This window comes from Cupriavidus cauae, from assembly GCF_008632125.1.
GTDB lineage: Bacteria > Pseudomonadota > Gammaproteobacteria > Burkholderiales > Burkholderiaceae > Cupriavidus > Cupriavidus cauae.
This window is the reverse complement of sequence record NZ_VWRN01000042.1, coordinates 15,804-35,535: the sequence shown is the minus strand read 5'-3', so window position 1 is coordinate 35,535 and position 19,732 is coordinate 15,804. Positions and strand designations below refer to the sequence as shown.

At 69.2% G+C, this 19,732-nt stretch carries 15 protein-coding genes; 9 read left to right on the top strand and 6 right to left on the bottom strand.

Annotated elements, in window-relative coordinates:
* Nucleotides 1-93: 93 nt before the first annotated feature.
* From rimI to F1599_RS15705, 3 genes are read left to right on the top strand one after another with little or no spacing between them, the layout of a single operon-like run.
* On the top strand, nt 94-675 hold the full coding sequence (gene rimI, locus F1599_RS15715; protein ID WP_223819673.1) for a ribosomal protein S18-alanine N-acetyltransferase: 582 nt from the start codon (nt 94-96) through the stop codon (nt 673-675).
* Nucleotides 672-1,718, top strand: a complete 1,047-nt coding sequence (locus F1599_RS15710; RefSeq protein WP_150083700.1) for a uracil-DNA glycosylase — start codon at nt 672-674, stop codon at nt 1,716-1,718. The genes rimI and F1599_RS15710 overlap by 4 nt, the downstream gene beginning before the upstream one ends.
* Nucleotides 1,699-2,967, top strand: coding sequence for a DUF1853 family protein (locus tag F1599_RS15705; protein WP_150083702.1), 1,269 nt, complete (start codon nt 1,699-1,701; stop codon nt 2,965-2,967). Before F1599_RS15710 ends, F1599_RS15705 begins: the two co-directional genes overlap by 20 nt.
* A gap of 69 nt (nt 2,968-3,036) precedes the next feature.
* On the opposite strand, the gene F1599_RS15700 is transcribed toward F1599_RS15705, so the two are convergent.
* Complete coding sequence (locus F1599_RS15700; RefSeq protein ID WP_150083699.1) at nt 3,037-5,511, bottom strand: hypothetical protein; 2,475 nt, start codon at nt 5,509-5,511, stop codon at nt 3,037-3,039.
* Nucleotides 5,512-5,770: 259 nt separating this feature from the next.
* Entirely contained in the window at nt 5,771-7,090 is a 1,320-nt protein-coding gene (gene lplT / locus F1599_RS15695) for a lysophospholipid transporter LplT (protein WP_149319054.1), read from the bottom strand.
* Nucleotides 7,091-7,588: 498 nt separating this feature from the next.
* Here lplT and alr point away from each other — a divergent pair, with 498 nt between their 5' ends.
* Together alr and radA are read left to right on the top strand one after the other, a co-directional pair.
* Complete coding sequence (alr, locus tag F1599_RS15690) at nt 7,589-8,722, top strand: alanine racemase (RefSeq protein WP_149319053.1); 1,134 nt, start codon at nt 7,589-7,591, stop codon at nt 8,720-8,722.
* A gap of 93 nt (nt 8,723-8,815) precedes the next feature.
* A complete protein-coding gene (gene radA / locus F1599_RS15685) occupies nt 8,816-10,189 on the top strand; it encodes a DNA repair protein RadA (RefSeq protein WP_149319052.1) in 1,374 nt (457 codons plus the stop codon).
* A gap of 83 nt (nt 10,190-10,272) precedes the next feature.
* Here radA and F1599_RS15680 read toward each other — a convergent pair whose 3' ends face one another.
* Nucleotides 10,273-10,710: a hypothetical protein gene (locus F1599_RS15680; protein WP_317845749.1), complete on the bottom strand. Its 438-nt coding sequence runs from the start codon at nt 10,708-10,710 to the stop codon at nt 10,273-10,275.
* A gap of 323 nt (nt 10,711-11,033) precedes the next feature.
* On the opposite strand from F1599_RS15680, the gene F1599_RS15675 reads away from it, so the two are divergent.
* Nucleotides 11,034-11,519 carry a disulfide bond formation protein B gene (locus F1599_RS15675; RefSeq protein ID WP_149319051.1) on the top strand — a complete coding sequence of 162 codons (486 nt, stop codon included), beginning with the start codon at nt 11,034-11,036 and terminating at the stop codon, nt 11,517-11,519.
* 45 nt (nt 11,520-11,564) lie between these two features.
* Nucleotides 11,565-13,406: an ABC transporter ATP-binding protein gene (locus F1599_RS15670; protein WP_150083698.1), complete on the top strand. Its 1,842-nt coding sequence runs from the start codon at nt 11,565-11,567 to the stop codon at nt 13,404-13,406.
* A gap of 174 nt (nt 13,407-13,580) precedes the next feature.
* Here the strand turns inward: F1599_RS15670 and F1599_RS15665 are convergent, their stop codons facing one another.
* A complete protein-coding gene (locus tag F1599_RS15665) occupies nt 13,581-15,539 on the bottom strand; it encodes an ATP-binding cassette domain-containing protein (RefSeq protein WP_150083697.1) in 1,959 nt (652 codons plus the stop codon).
* A 320-nt stretch (nt 15,540-15,859) separates the two neighbouring features.
* Between F1599_RS15665 and F1599_RS15660 the strand changes: the two genes are divergently transcribed.
* On the top strand, nt 15,860-16,654 hold the full coding sequence (locus tag F1599_RS15660) for a hypothetical protein (protein WP_150083696.1): 795 nt from the start codon (nt 15,860-15,862) through the stop codon (nt 16,652-16,654).
* Between the two features lie 123 nt (nt 16,655-16,777).
* Here the strand turns inward: F1599_RS15660 and F1599_RS15655 are convergent, their stop codons facing one another.
* Nucleotides 16,778-17,287 (bottom strand): DUF2165 family protein, encoded by a 510-nt coding sequence (locus F1599_RS15655; protein WP_149319047.1) that lies wholly within the window; start codon nt 17,285-17,287, stop codon nt 16,778-16,780.
* 301 nt (nt 17,288-17,588) lie between these two features.
* On the opposite strand from F1599_RS15655, the gene F1599_RS15650 reads away from it, so the two are divergent.
* A complete protein-coding gene (locus F1599_RS15650; RefSeq protein ID WP_150083695.1) occupies nt 17,589-18,680 on the top strand; it encodes a M14 family metallopeptidase in 1,092 nt (363 codons plus the stop codon).
* Between the two features lie 72 nt (nt 18,681-18,752).
* On the opposite strand, the gene prmB is transcribed toward F1599_RS15650, so the two are convergent.
* Nucleotides 18,753-19,655 (bottom strand): 50S ribosomal protein L3 N(5)-glutamine methyltransferase, encoded by a 903-nt coding sequence (gene prmB, locus F1599_RS15645; RefSeq protein WP_150083694.1) that lies wholly within the window; start codon nt 19,653-19,655, stop codon nt 18,753-18,755.
* Between the last annotated feature and the right edge of the window lie 77 nt (nt 19,656-19,732).

Below are 19,732 nucleotides of genomic sequence, written 5' to 3'. Positions count from 1 at the left end.
GCTGTACCTGCGCGACAAGGTCGCCCAGACCGTGGCCGAGCGCCAGGCCGCGGCGGCGGGGCGCGCCTCGCTGGCGGCCACAGGAGAACGGCAATGAGCGCCGCCCTCGGCGACAGCCGCACCGGCGCCGCCGCCTGGCCCGCGGTGCCCGATATGCCGACGCTGCCCGGCGGCTGGGCGCTGGCGCGCATGAGCGCGCGCGACCTGGACGCGGTGGTCGACATCGAGCAGCGCGCCTACAGCCATCCGTGGACCCGCGGCAATTTCGAGAACTCGGTCAAGGCCGGCCATATCGGGCTGACACTGCGCGACCCGGCCGGCAAGCTCGCCGGCTATGCCGTGCTGATGCCCGTGGTCGACGAGATGCATTTGCTCAATATCACGATCGAGCCGGCGCGCCATCGGCAGGGCCTCGGCAAGCTGCTGCTCGCCGTGGCGCTGGCCACCGCGAATCAGCATCGGCTGCCCAATGTGCTGCTCGAAGTCAGGCCGTCGAATACCGCCGCGCTGGCGCTGTACGAGGCCGCCGGCTTCGAGACGATCGGCCGACGCAAGGGCTATTACCCGGCCGCCGACGGGCGCGAGGATGCGCTGGTGCTGCGCCGCCGCTGGGGCACGGAGCAGGGCACGGAGCAGGACGGGCAGCAGGGCGGCCCGCGGGGGGCATCGGCATGAACCGGCGCGCGCTGTTTCTCGAAGCGCTCGGCATCGGCACCGAATGGGTCCCGCGCCATGCCGAGGCGGTGCAGGCCGAGCCCGAGTCCGCGTCGGCATTGGCCGAGGCGGTGAGCCACGACGCGCCGAGCCACGAAGGGCCGAGCCGTGAAGCGTCGGGCCGTGAAGCGCCGAGCCGCGAAGTACTGAGCCGCGAAGCGCCGACCAACGAAGCGCCGAGTCGTGAAGCGTTGGGCCGTGAAGCGCTGAGCCATGAAGCGCAGGGCCATGAAGCGGCAAGCCCGATGGCCGCCGCGCCGGCGCCGCGCCAGCCGACCATTCCGCTCGTGCCGATCATGCAGAGCCTGCCCGACGATGGCCTGCCGCTGTCGGAAGGCCAATCCATCGCCGCGCCCGCCGACGACCTCGCCACGCTCGACTGGCAGGCGCTGGAAGCGCGCGTGGCCGGCTGCACGGCCTGCCAGTTGTGCAGCACGCGGACCCGCACGGTGTTCGGCGTCGGCGACCGCGAGGCCGACTGGATGCTGATCGGCGAGGCCCCGGGCGAGAACGAGGACCGGCAGGGCGAGCCCTTCGTCGGCCAGGCCGGCAAGCTGCTCGACAACATGCTGGCGTCGCTGCAGCTGGCGCGCGGGCGCAATGTCTTCATCGCCAACGTGCTCAAGTGCCGGCCGCCCGGGAATCGCAATCCGGAGCCGGCCGAGGTCGAGCAGTGCGAGCCCTTCCTGCGCCGGCAGATCGCGCTGGTGCGCCCGCGCCTGATCGTCGTGCTGGGCCGCTTCGCCGCGCAGACCCTGCTGCGTACCACCACGCCGATCAGCAAGCTGCGAGGCACGGTGCATCGCTACGAGGGCATCCCGGTGGTCGTGACCTACCACCCGGCCTACCTGCTGCGCACGCTGACCGACAAGGCCCGCGCCTGGGAAGACCTGTGCCTGGCGCGCGATGTCTATCGGCAGAACGATCCGGCCGCGCCGGCCGATCTGCTCGACTCCCCACGGACCGGCGCTGCCGGCAGCGGCGATGCGGGAGCCGGTTACTGAACTGGCGGGCGCCGGCGCGACCACGGCCGAGCCGCTGTGGCGCGCCGCCACGTCGGCGCGGGTGCGCGATCTGGCCTGGTGCACGCTGGCGCCGCCGCTGTTGAGCGCCATCCCCCGCGAATTCGCCGCGCTGGCCGAACCCGGCGGCGCCGCGCTCGCCAGTTGGCCACCGGGAGCACTTGCCGCCTGGCAGCGCTGGCTGGCCAGCGCCGATCCGGACCTGCTGCCTCCCACCATCGAAGAACTGTCCGCCTTGCCCGGCGCCGTGCAAGCGCTGGCCCCGGCCGCGCGCAGCCTGCGGCTGGGCCGGCATGCCGAACGGCTGCTGCATTTCGCGCTGGAACACGGCGAGGGCATCGAGCTGGTCGCCTCCAATCTGCCGGTGCGCCGGCATGGCCCGCATGGCGTGCAGACGCTGGGCGAGCTCGACTTCGTCTGGCGGGACGTGGCGCGCGGCGGGACGGGGGGCGCACCGCAGGGCCAGCTCGTACATTGGGAGATGGCGACGAAGTTCTACCTGCTGGTCGAGCCGGAGGCGAACGTCGAGGCGATGGCGCCGGACCCTTGTACGCGGCTGCAAGCCTTCGTTGGCCCGAACCTGGTGGACCGGCTTGGCGACAAGCTGTCGCATATCCTGCGCCGGCAACTGCCGCTGTCACGCACGACCGAGGCGGAGGCGCTGCTGGGCGCGCGTGTCGATCGCAGCGAAATCTATCTGCTGGGCTGGCTGTTCTATCGCGATGGGGTGATGCCGGCCGGCCTGGACGCGCTGGGGCTCAATCCCGCCCATCTGCGCGGCTGGTGGTCGACGCTGGCGCAATGGGCGCAGCGGGTGGAGGCGCGCTCGCCGGGCTCGCCGGGCTCGTTGGACTCGCCGGGCTCGCCGGGCTCGTTGGACTCGTCGGGCACGTCGGGCACGTCGGGCACGTCGGGCACGTCGGGCACGTCGGCCTCCGCCTCATCGGTGCGCTGGCATCGCCTGCCGCGCGCCCGCTGGCTGTCGCCGGCGCTGGTGCCGGAGCACGAAACCGAACCGTTCGAGACCCTGCACGACGCGCTGGCCGCACGCTTCGCCGAGCCGCATCGCGAGCTGGCCTGGCGGCGCGAGGCCCCGGTGATGGTCTGCGAGATGGAGCCGGCCGGCGCTTCCGCGCCGGGCTGGTGGCGCGAACGTTCGCGCGGTTTCGTGGTGCCGCCCGGCTGGGAGGAAAGGGCGCGCCAGCGGGCGGTGCAGCCGCCGCGATGCTGAGTGCACGGCGGCCTGCCGCCTTCGCATGGCCTGGTGCGGGCGCCGGAGGGGTCCAGACGTTCGAGCGGGCTACGCGACGTAAACGGTGCGAACGAATTTCCGTTCGGTCGGCATCATCCCCTCGGCGCTGTCCAGGGAAATGAAGCGCTGCTCCAGGGCTTCGATGTACGCGTTGACCTTGTCGTTTGCCGAAGGACCCGCATCCGGTACGTGTGCCGCGGCGACCGACGCGAACTCGGTCGCCGTCTCGCGCAAACGCTGCACCACCGGCGCCAAAGGCGTGGCCTGTTCGGGGATCGCTGGCAGGGCGAGGATCTGTTCGAGCGAAACGAGCAGTGGCGTGGCCCAATCGCGCTGAAATGCGACTGGCTCCCCGGCGTTGCAATTGGCATTCCAGGCGCGGCTGAAGTCTTCGCAAAAGCGCTTCATTCTGGCTTCGACCTCCGGCATCGGCAGGTCCTTCATGGCGGCAGGCGAATAATCCGACAGACTTTCCCGCAGGTGCGCGAAGCGCAGGGAGGCGTCCTTCCTCGCTTCCGGTTCGAGCGAGCGGGGAGCCAGAACCAGCAGCATGACCAGCATCGGCGAAATGACGTTGAGCGCCTGCTTCGGAGGCTCGGCCGCTGCCGGGGAGCGCAAGTAATCGTTCAGATCGTCCAGGGTGGCCATGCCATCGGGCTGCGCAATGCGCGCGAGCAGATCGGCGGCTTCGGCGGTGCGCAGGAGCTCGCCCCTTACCCGCGCCCCAACATTCTGCGTATGGCCATGAACCGCCTGCCGAACGTCAGGGTGGGGAAGGCGAGGGTCGTTGATGCGGGCCACGTTCGGATAGGTCACGGATATGTCCTCCTGATAACGGCGATCGCCCGGGCCGATATTCCAGCCGGCCGCATACAGGGCGCTCGGGAGTTCGGCGTCGCTGACCGCTGCCAGGTATCCGCTGCCGTCATCCGCCAGCAGGTCCCGTAGATGGGCATTGATCCTGGCGACCTGCACGGCATGGGGTTCGGCCGGATCGGCGCCTGCCTGGCGGCAAAGTTCGGCAAACAGCGTCTGGTTGACGAAGCCGTGCGAAAAGACGGTTCGTCCGTCCAGCGAGGTCGAACACACGTTCAGATGCGGGAAATAGGCGCGTTCGGCCGCCTCGCGAAAGAAAGCGCGCGTGCCGCGATGCTCGTTCAGCAGCTTGTCGCACCGTTCCAGCGAGGCGGCCTGATCCGGGTTCTGCATCAGGCCGATGCCCTTGACCTCGAACGGCTCGTCCTGCGACCTGGACCGATTGCGCAGGTAGTACTGAATGAACCCCATGTCGTGGTTCGACAGAATCACCTGATAGTCGACGCCACGCTGATGGAGCAGGTCGAGTATGGCCAGCATGCAGATATCGTTGTGCATGCGGTCGGCGAGCAGATCGCCCAGCAGCGTCAGCCGGGTCTCCCGGCAGCCAGGGTCGACCGTGACGGCTCGATGCAGCGTATCCCGGAAGCGGGCGAGCCCGGCCGCGGTCATGGGTTCGCTCTGCAGCTTGCGCAGCATGCCGCGCAGCCGGCTCCATGCCTGGGGATCGGCAATCTCGAGGAAGCCGAGCTGTACCAGGCTGTGCAACAGCAGTTCGCAATTGCCGTGCATGTCGCCCAGCGCGACTTCATTGAACGGCGCGAGCCCATGCACGCGCTCGGGCTCCTGATCGAGATCATGGGAAAGCTGGATGCATTGCTGCGCGGGCGTCGGAAAACGGGTGACCTTGTCCAGCTCGAGCTGGCGGATCTTCGGATCGTCGGGGTGGCTTGCCGCAACCGTCCCGAACTTCTCCACCCGCGCGGAGATGGCCAGGCGATGCTTGACCGCTTCCGCGACATCGGGAGACACGGCCGCCAGCCAGGCGTCCAGTTCCTGGCCGATCCGGTCCACCAGGCCGGTGGCCATGTCTCTGGCCTGGGGCGCAGGGTAGTTGCCATACAGATGTTTGACCGCCTCCATGACACGGCCGACTTCCGGGGCAAAATGCGCGACCACGGTGTCCCGATGTCCATCCTTGACCCACTGTTCGGGCAGGGTCCCGGCCTTGGGCAGAGCCTTGGCCTCGGGCAGGGCGCCGTCCTCGGGCAGAGCCTCGGCCTCGGGCAGAGCGCCGGCCTCGGGCAGGGCGTCGGCTGGCGCCGCCATCCGTTTTTTCCACTGTGCCAGTTCGGTGTCGCCGCGCTGGCGTTGCATCGACGCCGCCGTGAAGATCGCATCGCGTTGCGCTGGGGTCGGTGTCAGCGTGGCCGGCGCGCGCAGACCGAACATCCGCAACAGCGCATCGATGTATCTGGAGAATCGTCCGCGGACCGCACCGGGCAGTTCGGCGAGCCGAATCTGGTCGATCTTCCGGGTGGCGGAGGTGTCCACCAGATATTGCATGGTTCGTTTGCCAATGCGGTACACCATGCCGGGAACCGGGGCGCTCACACTGCCGGGCGCCTGGGCGGCGCGAGCGGCCGCGTCGAAGAACGCGTGGCTGGAAGGGAAACTGAAGGTTGGCTGCTGCGTCGTGATCGGCATCGCGGAGTCCCGGAAAGTTGACGTATCGGGCCAGGGCCCGGGTGCCGGGATACTGCCGCGGCCTGCGCGAGCGCGCTTTCGGAATTGGATGCGTTTCGTGCCATTGTGGACGGCAGTGCGCCGCACACGCGCAGCCGGTCAGTGGTGCGCGGAGCAGGTCAGCTCGGGAGGCTACGGAGGGGAGGGCGGCCGCCCATGGACGGACGGCCGCGGCAGCGCAGGGCCGGACGCCGCCGTGGCGGCTGCCGGCGTGGCTTTGCTAGTGGTGCTTGTCCTCGCCGATCATCGCCAGCGAGTTGTACAGCCGGACGTTCTTGCGATGCTGGCGCATCACCAGCAGCATGGTGCCGCAGACGAACATGCCGAAGGCGATGATCACGATGCCGATCGGCACGTTCAGCTTGATCAGCAGCGCGTACAGGCACAGCATCAGCAACACCGAGACGTTCTCGTTGAAGTTCTGCACCGCGATCGAGTGGCCGGCCGACAGCAGCACGTGGCCGCGATGCTGCAGCAGCGCGTTCATCGGCACCACGAAGTAGCCCGACATGCCGCCCACCAGCATCAGGAACACGTAGGCGATCGCCATATACAGCGGCATCCGCATGCCCAGTATGTCGAGCGCGACATCGGGCATCGCGTCCTTGGTGTAGAAGGCCATCAGCATCACGATCGCGCCCATCGCCACGCCGAACGGCAGCACCGACAGCGACTTGCGCAGCGGGATGCGCATCGCCGCCATGATCGCGCCGACGGCCACGCCGACCGCCACCACCGCCTGCAGCAGCGCGCCCTGCGACAGGTTCAGGCCGAGCGACTTTTCCGCCCACTTCAGCACGATGAACTGCAGCGTCGCGCCGGCGCCCCAGAACAGCGTGGTGACCGCCAGCGAGATCTGGCCGAGCTTGTCCTTCCATAGCGCGGTGAAGCAGTCGGCGAACTCGGCGATCAGCTTGATCGGGTTCTTCTCCTGCTGCGGATAGCGCGCGCCGGTGTCGGGGATGAACAGGTTGAACAGCGCGGCGATCACGTAGAACAGCATGATCACCACCATTGCGGCCTCGGCCGGCGTGTCGATGCCGGTCTCGATCCACGGCAGGTCCATCGCCAGCATCAGGCTCGACACCTTGACCGAGATCAGCGCGCCGCCGACCACCGTGCCGAGGATGATCGAGCCGACCGTCAGGCCCTCGATCCAGCCGTTGGCGGCCACCAGGCGCTCGGCCGGCAGCAGCTCGGTCAGGATGCCGTACTTGGCCGGCGAATACGCCGCCGCGCCGAAGCCGACCACGCCATAGGCCAGCAGCGGATGCAGTCCGAACATCATGATGGCGCAGCCGGCGATCTTGATCGTGTTGGTGATGAACATCACCTTGCCCTTGGGCATCGAATCGGCAAAGGCGCCGACGAAGGCGGCCAGCACGACATAGGACAGCACGAAGAACAGCTTGAGCAGCGGAGTCATCCACTGCGGGGAGTGCAATTCGGCGAGGAGGGCAATGGCGGCGATGAGCAGAGCGTTGTCGGCCAGCGAAGAGAAGAACTGCGCGGCCATGATGGTGTAAAAACCCTTCTTCATACCTTGGACTCTGTCTCCATCGCGATTTCCTTGCGCTACTGGCGTGCCCGCGCCAACGGCCGTCGGCATCGTGCGGAGGGGGTGAACGGCGGCCGTGCCAAAAGGTCGCCCGCGCCTGGTCCGGTTCGGCGTGGCTGGGGCGTGTACGTACCTGACGGGACCCGTCATATTGAATCACTTTTGAAACATGGCCGGAACGTCCGGCTTTATATCACGAAAGTCTTTCAATTCCGAAGAAGGGAAGACCGCAAATTGACCGGGTTTGACCATTCGACGTGGAGCGGATTCCCGGGAATCGCCGAACCAATGTGGTCAAATAACGGTCTACGCGGTGCGCCTTCGGTGTGCTGCCGCGCATTGGTGCCGGACGTGGCGCCGAACGCCGTCGACGTTCCCGCGGACAGTGCCCCAGGCACCACTTCGGCACGCCCGCCCAGGCCATTGCACACCAAGGGCCGGCACGCCGCGAGGCCGCTGTGACGAACCTTCCCTGATCCCATGCCAAGACCGATTCACGCTGTCATCCATCAACCCGCCCTGGCCAACAATCTCGAGGTGGTGCGCCGCCACGCGCCGGCGTCCCGCGTCTGGGCGGTGGTCAAGGCCAACGCCTACGGTCACGGCATTCGCCGCGCCTTCGCCGGGCTGCGCGCCGCCGACGGCTTCGGCCTGCTGGACCTGAACGAGGCCGTGCTGCTGCGTGAGCTGGGCTGGCAGGGTCCGATCCTGCTGCTCGAGGGCTTCTTCCAGCCGCAGGACGTGCCGCTGCTCGAGGAATACCGGCTGACCACGGCGATCCACAACGAGGAGCAGCTGCGCATGCTGGAGGTCGCACGGCCCAAGGGCCCGCTGGCGATCCAGCTCAAGCTCAATACCGGCATGAACCGGCTCGGCTTCGCGCCGGACCAGTACCGCACCGCCTGGGAGCGCGCCCGCACGCTGTCCGGGGTGGGCAGCATCGTCCATATGACGCATTTCTCCGACGCCGACGGCGAGCGCGGCATCGCGCACCAGCTGGAGGTGTTCGACACCACCACGGCCAATCTGCCGGGCGAGGCAAGCCTGTCCAACTCGGCCGCCACGCTGTGGCATCCGGCCGCGCACCGCGCCTGGGTGCGGCCCGGCATCGTGCTGTACGGCGCCTCGCCGAGCGGCCGGCACGTCGACATCGCCGACACCGGGCTGATGCCCGCGATGTCGCTGCACAGCGAATTGATCGCGGTGCAGGAATTGCGGCCCGGCGACACGGTCGGCTACGGCTCGCTGTTCACCGCGGACCGGCCGATGCGGATCGGCGTGGTCGCGTGCGGCTATGCCGACGGTTATCCGCGCCATGCCGCGGGCTGGGGCGACCGGCCGGCGCCGGTGCTGGTCGACGGCGTGCGCACGCATCTGGTCGGCCGCGTGTCGATGGACATGCTGTGCGTCGACCTGACGCCGTGCCCCAAGGCGCGCGTCGGTTCGCCGGTTACGCTGTGGGGCCACGGCCTGCCGATCGACGATGTCGCCGCCGCCAGCGGCACGGTCGGCTACGAGCTGATGTGCGCGCTGGCGCCGCGGGTGCCGGTGACGGTCGCGACGCTGACCGTGCCGGACGCGCCGAACGTGGCCGAGACCGCTCCGGCCAAGTAGAATCGGCGCCTCGCGGGCGCCTTGCCGCACCTGCAGCACCCTGCAGGCCTGCCGCCTGCCCCGCCTCCCGCTCCCCGGCCCCAAGGATTCCCGTTGGCAAAGACCAAGACCGCCAAGACCGTTTACACCTGTACCGAATGCGGCGGCTCCGTGCCGCGCTGGCAGGGGCAGTGCCCGCATTGCCAGCAATGGAACACGCTGGTCGAGAGCGTGCCCGAGGCGCCCTCGGCGCGGCGCTTCCAGCCGCTGGCCGCGTCGGCCACGGTGCAGCGGCTGTCGGAAATCGAGGCGTCCGACGTGCCGCGCTTCACCAGCGGCATCGAGGAATTCGACCGGGTGCTCGGCGGCGGGCTGGTGGCCGGCGGGGTGGTGCTGATCGGCGGCGACCCCGGCATCGGCAAGTCGACGCTGCTGTTGCAGGCGCTGGCGAACCTGGCGGCGAGCCGGCGCGTGCTCTATGTCAGCGGCGAGGAGTCGGGCGCGCAGATCGCGCTGCGCGCGCAGCGGCTGGGCATCGACAGCCCGAGCCTGGGCCTGCTGGCCGAGATCCAGCTGGAGAAGATCCAGGCCACGCTGGACGCCGACAAGCCCGAGGTCGCGGTGATCGACTCGATCCAGACGCTGTACTCGGAGGCGCTCAGCTCGGCGCCGGGCTCGGTGGCCCAGGTGCGCGAATGCGCGGCGCAGTTGACCCGGATCGCCAAGAGCAGCGGCACCACCATCATTCTGGTCGGCCATGTGACCAAGGAGGGCAGCCTGGCCGGGCCGCGCGTGCTCGAGCATATCGTCGACACGGTGCTGTATTTCGAGGGCGACACGCATTCTTCGCACCGGCTGATCCGCGCGTTCAAGAACCGCTTCGGCGCGGTCAACGAACTGGGCGTGTTCGCGATGACCGAGCGCGGTCTGCGCGGCATCAGCAATCCGTCGGCGCTGTTCCTGTCGCAGCATGAGCAGACCGTGTCCGGTTCCTGCGTGATGGTCACGCAGGAGGGCTCGCGTCCGCTGCTGGTCGAGATCCAGGCCCTGGTCGATGCGGCGCACGTGCCGAACCCGCGCCGCCTGGCGGTCGGCCTCGAGCAGAACCGGCTGGCGCTGCTGCTGGCCGTGCTGCACCGCCACGCGGGCATCGCCTGCTTCGACCAGGACGTGTTCCTCAATGCGGTGGGCGGGGTCAAGATCACCGAGCCGGCCGCCGACCTGGCGGTGCTGCTGTCGATCCACTCGTCGATGCGCAACAAGCCCTTGCCGCGCGGGCTGGTGGTGTTTGGCGAGGTGGGGCTGGCGGGGGAGATCCGTCCGAGCCCGCGCGGCCAGGACCGGCTGCGCGAGGCCGCCAAGCTGGGCTTCACGCAGGCGGTGATTCCCAAGGCCAACGCGCCCAAGCAGCCGATCGAGGGGCTCGAGGTGATTGCCGTCGAACGGATCGAACAGGCGATCGAACGCGTGCGCTATCTCGACGGCTGATCGCTGTCCCGCCGATCCCCAGGACTAGCGGCCACGGGCCAAGGGCCAAGGGCCAAGGGCCTGGGCGGCGGGCGCCACCGCCCTCAACCGAACACCGAGTCCTCGCACAGCGCGCCGAGCAGCGCCGCGATCAGCACCACCGCGGACACGAACAGCCAGCGCTGCGTGCGGCGGTATTCGGGGACCTGGTCGTCCTCGACCCGCAGCGAGCGGAACAGCGCCACCACCTGCAGGCCGGCGGCGACGCCCAGCGAAACCTCGACCACCAGCGACAGCGGGTTCCACGCGCCGGGGCTCTCGAAGCTCCAGTAGCGCCAGAACGCCAGCGTAAAGGCCAGCAGCACGGAGATCGCGGTGATGAACCCCTGGCGGTAGCCGACCGGCACCACCGGAACCGCCGGCCGTGCGGAATTGGCCGCCGGGCCGCGCTGGGCCATGGGCGCCGACGGCGGCGTGGTCGTGCGAAAACGCGGGGCACGAAAATCGTTGCTGCGCACCGCGCGCAGCGCATTGCTCTTCATGGGTACGGTCCTCGATGAAATCAGGGGGGGCGAACGCATGGGAACGCATGGGGTTCACAGGGCGTGCCGACGCAATGAAACGGCATTGTTGGCGCGTTCGGCGCCATGGGCAATGCCGAGGTGCCGCGCTGCGGCGATCGGCCGCAACGATGGCCCCAGCGCGTGCAGGGGTCATCGCATCGCTGCGACGCGCGTGGCGCAAAATCGGTAAGATGGCGCCTGTCCGCGATGCCCGGCACGCCCGAGCCTTGCGTGCCTCGCCGTCTATTCACGCCGTCAATTCACGCTGTATTCCTTACCGCTCTGTCGACCGCCACTCCGCCATGCAAGCGAATTCCCGCGCCTACTTCCTGCTGATCGCCATCGTCTCGTTCGGGCTGGTCGGCTACGCCCTCTACCTGCAGCACGCACAGGGCTACCAGCCGTGTCCGCTCTGCGTGATGCAGCGCTTCGCCTTCGTCGCGATCGGCCTGTTCTCGCTGCTGGCGGCGCTGGGGCAGGGCACGCGCACGCTGTGGCAAGGGCTGGCGATGCTGTCCGGCGTCGGCGGCATCGCGGTGGCGGGCTATCACATCTCGCTGCTGCTCGATCCGAAGGCGAGCTGCGGCATCGATCCGCTGGAAAACTGGGTCAACGCGCTGCCGACCGCGCGCGTGCTGCCGCAGGTCTTCTATTCGGACGGCCTGTGCACCGCGCCGCTGCCGCCGGTGTTCGGCATCTCGATTCCCGGCTGGTCGCTGATCTGGCTGGTGGTGCTGACCGGCGTGCTGGCGGTCGGACTGATCCGGCGCGAGCGCAACTACCGTTGAGCGAGCCCGCGCGGCCGCTCGACACCATTCCTGGAGAAACTGGCCGTGTTCCGTTGGTTTGAAAGGCGCATCCACAACTACCCGGATTCGCTTCCCGATACGCCCCCGCAGCACTGGATCGCATTCATCGTCGATTGCACCGCGGGCGTGCGGCGTTATCTGCTGCTGCTGGTGCTGTGCGCGATGGCGATCGGCATCTTCGAGGCGGTGCTGTTCAGCATGCTGGGCCGCCTGGTCGACTGGCTCGCCGCGGTCAAGCCGCAGGAGCTGTGGTCGACCTATTCGGACCGCCTGCTGCTGCTGGCCGGCATCGTGCTGGCGAGCATCGTCGTGGTCGCGGTCTGGAGCATGCTGAAGTTCCAGACGCTGTTCGGCAATTTCCCGATGCGGCTGCGCTGGAATTTCCACCGGCTGATGCTCAACCAGAGCATGGGCTTCTTCCAGGACGAGTTCGCCGGGCGCGTCACCACCAAGGTCATGCAGACCGCGCTGGCCGTGCGCGACGCGGTGATGACGGTGGCCGATATCCTCGTCTACATCGTGATCTACCTGGTGTCGGCGGCGGTGGTGCTGGCCAATTTCGACGGCTGGCTGCTGGCGCCGTTCCTGCTGTGGGTGGTCGCCTATGTCGGCGCGTCCTGGTACTTCGTGCCGCGGCTGGCGCGCGTGTCGGCGCATCAGGCCGACGCGCGCTCGGTGATGACCGGGCGCGTCACCGACGCGTACACCAATATCGCCACCGTCAAGCTGTTCTCGCACTCGCGGCGCGAGGCCAGCTACGTGCGCAGCGCGATGCAGGAGTTCATGCAGCCGGTCTATGCGCAGGGGCGGCTGATCAGCGCCTTCGAGATCGTCAACCACACGCTGATCATGATGCTGATCGTCGCCACCACGGGGCTGGCGCTGTACCTGTGGTCGGCCGGCCAGATCGGCATCGGCGCGGTGGCGGCGGCGACCGCGATGGCGATGCGCCTGAACGGCATTTCGCAATGGGCGATGTGGGAGATTGCCGAGCTGTTCGAGCATATCGGCACGGTGCGCGACGGCGTGTCGACGCTGGCGCGTCCCCGGCATATCGAGGACCGTCCCGATGCCGTACCGCTGCGGGTGCCGCACGGCGAAATCCGCTTCGAGCACGTCGGCTTCTCCTACGGCTCCGGCCGGCCGGTGTTCGACGACTTCACGCTGACGATCCGCCCCGGCGAGAAGGTCGGGCTGGTGGGCCGCTCCGGCGCGGGCAAGTCGACGCTGGTCAATCTGCTGCTGCGCTTCTATGACGTCGAATCGGGCCGCATCCTGATCGACGGCCAGGATATCGCCGGCGTGACGCAGGACAGCCTGCGCGCGCAGATCGGCATGGTCACGCAGGACACCTCGCTGCTGCACCGTTCGGTGCGCGACAACATCGTCTACGGCCGGCCCGATGCCAGCGATGCCGAGATGATTGCCGCCGCGCGGCGGGCCGAGGCCGAGGACTTCATCCACACGCTGAGCGACCGGGAAGGGCGGCGCGGCTACGACGCCCACGTCGGCGAGCGCGGCGTCAAGCTGTCGGGCGGCCAGCGCCAGCGCATCGCGATCGCGCGCGTGATGCTCAAGGACGCGCCGATCCTGCTGCTGGACGAGGCCACCAGCGCGCTCGACAGCGAGGTCGAGATCGCGATCCAGCAGAGCCTGTACCGGCTGATGGAGGGCAAGACCGTGGTGGCGATCGCGCACCGGCTGTCGACGTTGGCGGCGATGGACCGCATCGTCGTGCTCGATCGCGGCCGCATCGTCGAGCAGGGCTCGCACCGCGAGCTGCTGCAGCGCGGCGGCCTGTACAGCAGGCTGTGGGCGCACCAGAGCGGCGGCTTCCTGACGGCCGAGGAGGCGTTGCAGGAGTAAGCGGCGGGGCTGGGGGAACGCCGCGCGGGGAGACGGCCGCCGGAGACGGCGGCGGAAACCACCGCGGGGCAGCAGCAGCGGGAAAGCGGAGGCGGGAAGCGGAGAAGGGAAGCGGAGAAGGGAAGCGGAGAAGCGGGCGGGAAGGGCAAGCGGCGCGAAGCCGCCCGCCCCGCCTCAGGCAATCTGCTCGATCTGCTCCTGCAGCTCCAGCCAGCGCTCTTCCAGCGTGGTCAGTTCCCCCTCGACCTCGCCCTGGCGCTTGAGCATCTCCAGCAGCCTGGCCTTGTTGGCCTCCGCGTAGCTGGCTTCGTCGGCCATGAAGCCGTCGATCTCGGTCTTGGCCTGTTGCAGCACGGCCATCCGCTTCTCGACCTTTTCCAGTTCCTTGGTCAAGGGTTTGCGCAGCTGCGCCAGCCGCTGCCGTTCGTCGGCCTCGGCGCGGCGCTGGTCGCGGCGATTCTGCGCCGGCACCGCGGCGTCGGCCCCGTTGCTTCCTTCACCGCCATGGGCTCCGTCCGAGCGATGCGCCGCGGCCGCGGCGTTGCGCTTGGCGGCGGCCTGCTGCAGCAGCCAGTCGCGATAGTCGTCGAGGTCGCCGTCGAAGGGCTGCAGGCCGCCGTCGGCCACCAGCATGAACTGGTCGGTGGTGGCGCGCAGCAGATGCCGGTCGTGCGAGACCAGGATCAGCGTGCCCTCGAATTGCGCCAGCGCCATCGTCAGCGCCTCGCGCGTATCGAGATCCAGGTGGTTGGTCGGTTCGTCGAGCAGCAGCAGGTTCGGCTTCTGCCAGACGATCAGCGCCAGCGCGAGCCGCGCCTTCTCGCCGCCCGAGAACGGTTCGATCGGCGAGGTCGCCATGTCGCCGCGGAAATTGAAGCTGCCGAGGAAGTCGCGCAGTTCCTGCTCGCGCGTATCGGGTGCCAGCCGCGCCAGATGCTGCAGCGGCGAGTCGTGGTCGCGCAGCGTCTCCAGCTGGTGCTGGGCGAAGTAGCCGATCTGCAGGCCCTTGCCGTGGCGCAGCGTGCCGGCCAGCGCCGCCAGCGTGCCCGCCAGCGTCTTGACCAGTGTCGATTTGCCCTGGCCGTTGGCGCCCAGCAGGCCGATGCGCTGGCCGTTCTGGATCGACAGCGTCAGGCCGCGCAGGATCGTCACCGGCGGCGGACCCGCGTAGCCGCAGTCGACGGCATCGAGCACCATCATCGGATTGGGGGCGGCATCGGGCTCGCGGAATTCGAACGAGAAGCCGGCCGCGGCGTGCACCGGCGCCAAGCGCTCCATCTTCTCCAGCGCCTTGACGCGGCTCTGCGCCTGGCGGGCCTTGGTCGCCTTGGCCTTGAAGCGGGTGATGAACGATTCGAGATGCGCGATCTGCTTCTGCTGGCGCGCGTAGGCGGCCTGCTGCTGCGCCATCTGCTGCAGCCGCAGCGTCTCGAACAGGCTGTAGTTGCCGCCGTAGCGGCGCAGCTGCTGCTGTTCGATATGGACGGTGACGTTGCAGATCGCGTCGAGGAATTCGCGGTCGTGCGAGATCATCACCAGCGTGCCGGGATAGCGCGCCAGCCAGTCCTCGAGCCAGACGATCGCGTCGAGGTCCAGGTGGTTGGTCGGTTCGTCGAGCAGCAGCAGATCGGACGGGCACATCAGCGCCTGCGCCAGGTTCAGGCGCATGCGCCAGCCGCCGGAGAAGGCTGCCACCGGCTGGCCGACCTGCGCCAGCGTGAAGCCCAGGCCCAGCAGCAGCGCCTCCGCGCGCGAGGCCGCGGTGTAGCCGTCGGCGTCGGCGTAGGCCGCGTGCGCCTCGGCCTCGGCGTGGCCGTCGCCGCTGGCCTGCGCGGCCGCGATGGTCTGCTCGATCGCGCGCAGCCGGGTGTCGCCGTCGATCACGTATTCCAGCGCGCTGCGCGCCACCGCCGGCGTTTCCTGCGCGACATGGGCCACGCGCCATTGCGCCGGCACCGCGACGTCACCGCCGTCCGGATGCAATTCGCCGCGCAGCAGCGCGAACAGCGTCGATTTGCCGCTGCCGTTGGCACCGACCAGGCCGACGCGCTCGCCGGGGTTCAGCGTCACGCTGGTGTGGTCGAACAGCACCTTGGTGCCGCGCTGGAGTACTAGCTGGTCGATTCGGATCACGAGAGTCTTTTATGGAAAGTCGAGCCCGGCACGGGGCCGGGCAGGGCGCATTTTAGCCCGGGGCGGCGGGCGGCATGGTGCGAGGCTGTCGGGCGCCTGTCGCGGGGCCCTCGCCAACGTCTAGCCAACGTCTCGCCAGGCTCGCCGGGCTTGCCGGGCTTGCCAGGCTTGCCAGGCTTTCGCCCGGCGATTGCGCCGCGATTGCCGTGCCATCGGGCGGCTATCGCGTCCGGCGGGTTTTCGCGCGACAATGCGCGCCCCGCCGTCGTTTCGTCGCGGTTTCGCCGTCCTTCGCCGTTTCGCTGTTCCTCAATCAAGGCATGCCCCTCGAGCCCGCTTCCACCCCTCGCCCCGCCTGGACCGCCGTTCGCAAGGATTTCGTCGAGCCGGGCACGCGCTGCGCGGGCTCGGACGTTGGCACCGGTGTCGGCGCTGGCGTCGCGTCCGCTGGCAGGAAGGGCCACGGCATCGGCTCGGGCCACGCCTATATCCTGCGCGACGCGGCCGGCCACGAGCATGCCTTCGGGCCGGATTGCGCGCTGCGGCTGCTGGGCGGCCATGGCGCGTTCGACGGCGTGCCCGACTTCACCGCCCGCGCCGCGGGCGCCGGACCGTGGCGCGACGAGGCGCGGCCACGGCGCGGCGCGGGCGCGAGCCGCGAGCAGGAACAGGCCCGCCAGCATGCCGCCGCGGTCCGCTATCTGCTGCTGCGCATGGAGAAGGTCGCCGGCGTGCCGCGCGTGCAGCCCAGCGTCCGTTTCGCGCCGTTGGAGCCCTTGTATGCCGCCTATCGCGAGACCGGGGCGCTGACGCCGCAGCAGGCCGGCCGCGTGCTGGCGATCGAGCGCAGCCCGTCGACGCCGGCCACGCTGAAGAGCGCCAATCTGCTCGACGTCTACACCGCCTACGTGCAGCTCGAACGCGCGCTGCGCGAGGCCGTGCGGCTCGAGCAGCAACGCTTCCTGCGCGGCGTGATGGACTGGCTGGCGCGCCATCTGACGCTGACGCGCGCACAGGGCGAAGCGGCCGGACTGGCGCTGCATCCGCGCGCCTGGCAGCTGGAGGCGCCGCCGCGGCGCGCGGCGGGCGCCGGGGATGCCGACTGGGAGGGATGACTTGCCGGCACGGACTTGCCGGTGCTCGTTATCGACGCCGTCCCATCCACGCCGACTTATCGGCGCAACTTATCGGCGCAACTTATCGGCGTGTCTCATCGACGCCGGCTTGCCGCCGCCGGCCTACCGATCGCCGGCCAGATCAAGATCGTCGTACGGCAGGCTGACGTAGATCAGCACCGTCAGCAGCGTGATGAAGAAGCGGAACGCGTCGGGCACGCCGTTCCATTCCTTCGACATCCACATGCCGAACCACTCGCCGCCGATCGACATGAACGCGACCTGCCAGGTCAGGAAGCCCAGCGTCAGGCCGGCCACCGCCCACGTCTTGGCGCGATGGAAGGCGCGCGGCGATTGCCGGCGCGCGCGCCACAGCGCGATGCCGCCGGCCCAGCACAGCAGCGCGGTGGCGGTTTCCAGCGCGATGATGCCGATATAGCCGGCGTGATGCAGTACCGGCGACCGGATGGCGCGGTACATGATGCCGTTGCCGGGGAAGGTCGTGTCCATCAGGAACACATGCTGGACGAAGGCGAAGTTGGTGCCGTAGTCGGTGATATTGCCGAACGACACCAGCGAGGCGAACAGGGCCATGGCCAATACCGCGGCGATCTTGGAATAACGCACGATCATGTTGACAGTCTCAGGATGAAGGACCGCGAGCCGGCCGGCGGGATGGGCGTGCCAATCCATGCCGGGCGCGCGACGTGGCGGTCGGGAACGAAGGGATCAGGCGGGACCCGGAACGGGCGCGAGGGAAATCCGGCTGGAGATCGGGACTGGTGTTACCTGAGACGCGTGGCGGGCCTGGGAAGCCGCGCCGGCCGCGCTGGATCGATCCAACCTTGTGCGGACGGGATTGTACCGGCTGGCGCGCGGCGGCGGAATGGCGTTTAATGCGGTCATCGATCCTGGTCGCCCCGGAGAGCCGCCGATGCAGCTGCACGATTGCTTTTCAAGCCGCTACGAGGAAGCCCGCGCCAAGTTCAGGCTCGCGGCCGAGAACGTCGGCGACGTGCCCACGCCGTTCGCGCATCCCACGCGGCGCGGCGCCGAGGACGAGGAGCTGGCGATGGACGTCGCCTGGATCGGCCCGCGCGATGCGCGCCATCTGATCCTGGTCACCTCCGCGATGCACGGCGCCGAGGGCTTCTGCGGCTCGGGCGCGCAGATCGCGCTGCTGCACGATGCCACGCTGCTGCAGCAATGCGCCAAGGCCGGCGCGGCGCTGCTGCTGGTGCATGCGGTGAACCCCTACGGCTTCTCGCACATGCGCCGGGTCAACGAGGACAACGTCGACCTGAACCGCAATTTCATGGATTTCACGCGGCCGCTGCCGCAAAACCCGGCCTATGCCGAGGTCGCGCCGCTGCTGCTGCCGGCGCACTGGCCGCCGTCGGAGCAGGACGAGGCCGCTCTGGCGCGCGCGATCGCCGAGCGCGGCATGAGCTGGTACCAGGCCGCCGTCAGCGCGGGCCAGTACGACGATCCGCACGGCATGTTCTATGGCGGGCGCGTGGCGACCTGGAGCAATTACACGCTGCGCCGCATCCTCGCGCGCTACGGCGCGGGACGGACCGGCCTGCGCTGGATCGACATCCATACCGGGCTCGGCCCGTGGGGCTATGGCGAGCCGATCTACATGGGGCCGGACGATGTGGCGCAGCTGGAGAGGACCCGCGCGATCTGGGGCCAGCACGTGACGTCGATGTACGACGGCTCGTCGACTTCGGCCAACCTGACCGGCCTGGCCTGGCACGCCGTTCCGGATACGCTGCCCGGCATCGACTTTGCCGGCATCGCGCTGGAATTTGGCACCTTGCCGCTGCCCGACGTATTGCAGGCGCTGCGCGGCGACCACTGGCTGCATCTGCATCCCGACGCGGACAACACGCAGCGCGCGCTGATCCGCCAGGGCATGTGGCGCGCCTTCTATGGCGACGCAGACGACTGGCGCGAAGGGGTCGTGGAGCAGTGCACGACCGCGGTGCGGGCCGCGGCTGCGGCGCTGGCGGCCGGGCAATAAGCCGCGCGCCAGCGCTCGCGCGTCCCGCCCCCGGCGCTCGCGCGTCCCGCCCCCGGCGCGCGGCGGCCGTCCTTACAGGCCCGCCGCCTGCAGCGCTTCGTACGTCAGCAGGAACACCTGCTCCTCGCCCGCGCTGACCGTCAGCCAGACCAGTTCCAGGTCCGGGAAGGCGGCCTCGACATTCTCGAACTCGTTGCCGATCTCGACCACCAGCACGCCGCCGGGGTTCAGGTGCGCGCGTGCGCCGGCCACGATCCGGCGCACCACGTCCATGCCGTCGTCGCCGCCGGCCAGCGCGATGCGCGGCTCGGCCTGGTATTCGGCCGGCAGACGCTGCATGGCGCCTTCGTTCACATAAGGCGGATTGCTGAGGATCACGTCGTAGGTGGTACCGGCCGGCAGCGGCGCGTACAGGTCGCCGTGATAGAGGTGGATGCGGTCCTCGAGGCCGTAGTCGGCGACATTGCGACGCGCCACCTCCAGCGCATCGGCCGAGATGTCGACCGCATCGATGGAGGCGTGCGGCCAGGCCTGCGCGGCCAGGATCGGCAGGCAGCCCGAGCCGGTGCACAGTTCCAGCACCGGGCCGATCGCGTCGATGTCGCTGACCCACGGGGCCAGTCCATCCTGCAGCAGCTCGCCGATGAAGCTGCGCGGCACGATCACGCGCTCGTCGACATAGAAGCGCTGCCCATGCATGTACGCCTCGTGCGTGATGTAGGCCGCCGGCACGCGCTCGTCGACGCGGCGGCGGATCACTTCCATCACCGCGGCGATTTCGTCGGGCAGCAGCCGGGCGTCGAGGAACGGGTCCAGCGTATCGAGCGGCAGATGCAGCGTATGCAGGATCAGGTAGACCGCCTCGTCGTAGGCGTTGTCGGTGCCGTGGCCGAACGACAGGCCGGCCTGGGTGAAGCGCGACACCGCCAGGCGCAGCAGGTCGCGGACGGTGGACAGGGGAGAGGCGGTGGCCATGGCGAATCAGAGGTCAGGGGTCGGTCGGGGCGGCGCGATAACGGCGGCGCGGTCTGCGCAACGTGCTAAGAGCGGCG

What these genes read in the sequence shown, in the direction of transcription:
- F1599_RS15710 (WP_150083700.1), top strand. Translation starts at nt 672, where the DNA reads ATGAACCGGCGCGCGCTGTTTCTCGAAGCGCTCGGCATCGGCACCGAA.
- F1599_RS15675 (WP_149319051.1), top strand. Translation starts at nt 11,034, where the DNA reads ATGCAAGCGAATTCCCGCGCCTACTTCCTGCTGATCGCCATCGTCTCG.
- F1599_RS15700 (WP_150083699.1), bottom strand. Translation starts at nt 5,511, where the DNA reads ATGCCGATCACGACGCAGCAGCCAACCTTCAGTTTCCCTTCCAGCCAC.
- prmB (WP_150083694.1), bottom strand. Translation starts at nt 19,655, where the DNA reads ATGGCCACCGCCTCTCCCCTGTCCACCGTCCGCGACCTGCTGCGCCTG.
- F1599_RS15655 (WP_149319047.1), bottom strand. Translation starts at nt 17,287, where the DNA reads ATGATCGTGCGTTATTCCAAGATCGCCGCGGTATTGGCCATGGCCCTG.
- F1599_RS15705 (WP_150083702.1), top strand. Translation starts at nt 1,699, where the DNA reads ATGCGGGAGCCGGTTACTGAACTGGCGGGCGCCGGCGCGACCACGGCC.
- lplT (WP_149319054.1), bottom strand. Translation starts at nt 7,090, where the DNA reads ATGAAGAAGGGTTTTTACACCATCATGGCCGCGCAGTTCTTCTCTTCG.
- rimI (WP_223819673.1), top strand. Translation starts at nt 94, where the DNA reads ATGAGCGCCGCCCTCGGCGACAGCCGCACCGGCGCCGCCGCCTGGCCC.
- F1599_RS15650 (WP_150083695.1), top strand. Translation starts at nt 17,589, where the DNA reads ATGCAGCTGCACGATTGCTTTTCAAGCCGCTACGAGGAAGCCCGCGCC.
- alr (WP_149319053.1), top strand. Translation starts at nt 7,589, where the DNA reads ATGCCAAGACCGATTCACGCTGTCATCCATCAACCCGCCCTGGCCAAC.
- F1599_RS15660 (WP_150083696.1), top strand. Translation starts at nt 15,860, where the DNA reads ATGCCCCTCGAGCCCGCTTCCACCCCTCGCCCCGCCTGGACCGCCGTT.
- F1599_RS15680 (WP_317845749.1), bottom strand. Translation starts at nt 10,710, where the DNA reads ATGAAGAGCAATGCGCTGCGCGCGGTGCGCAGCAACGATTTTCGTGCC.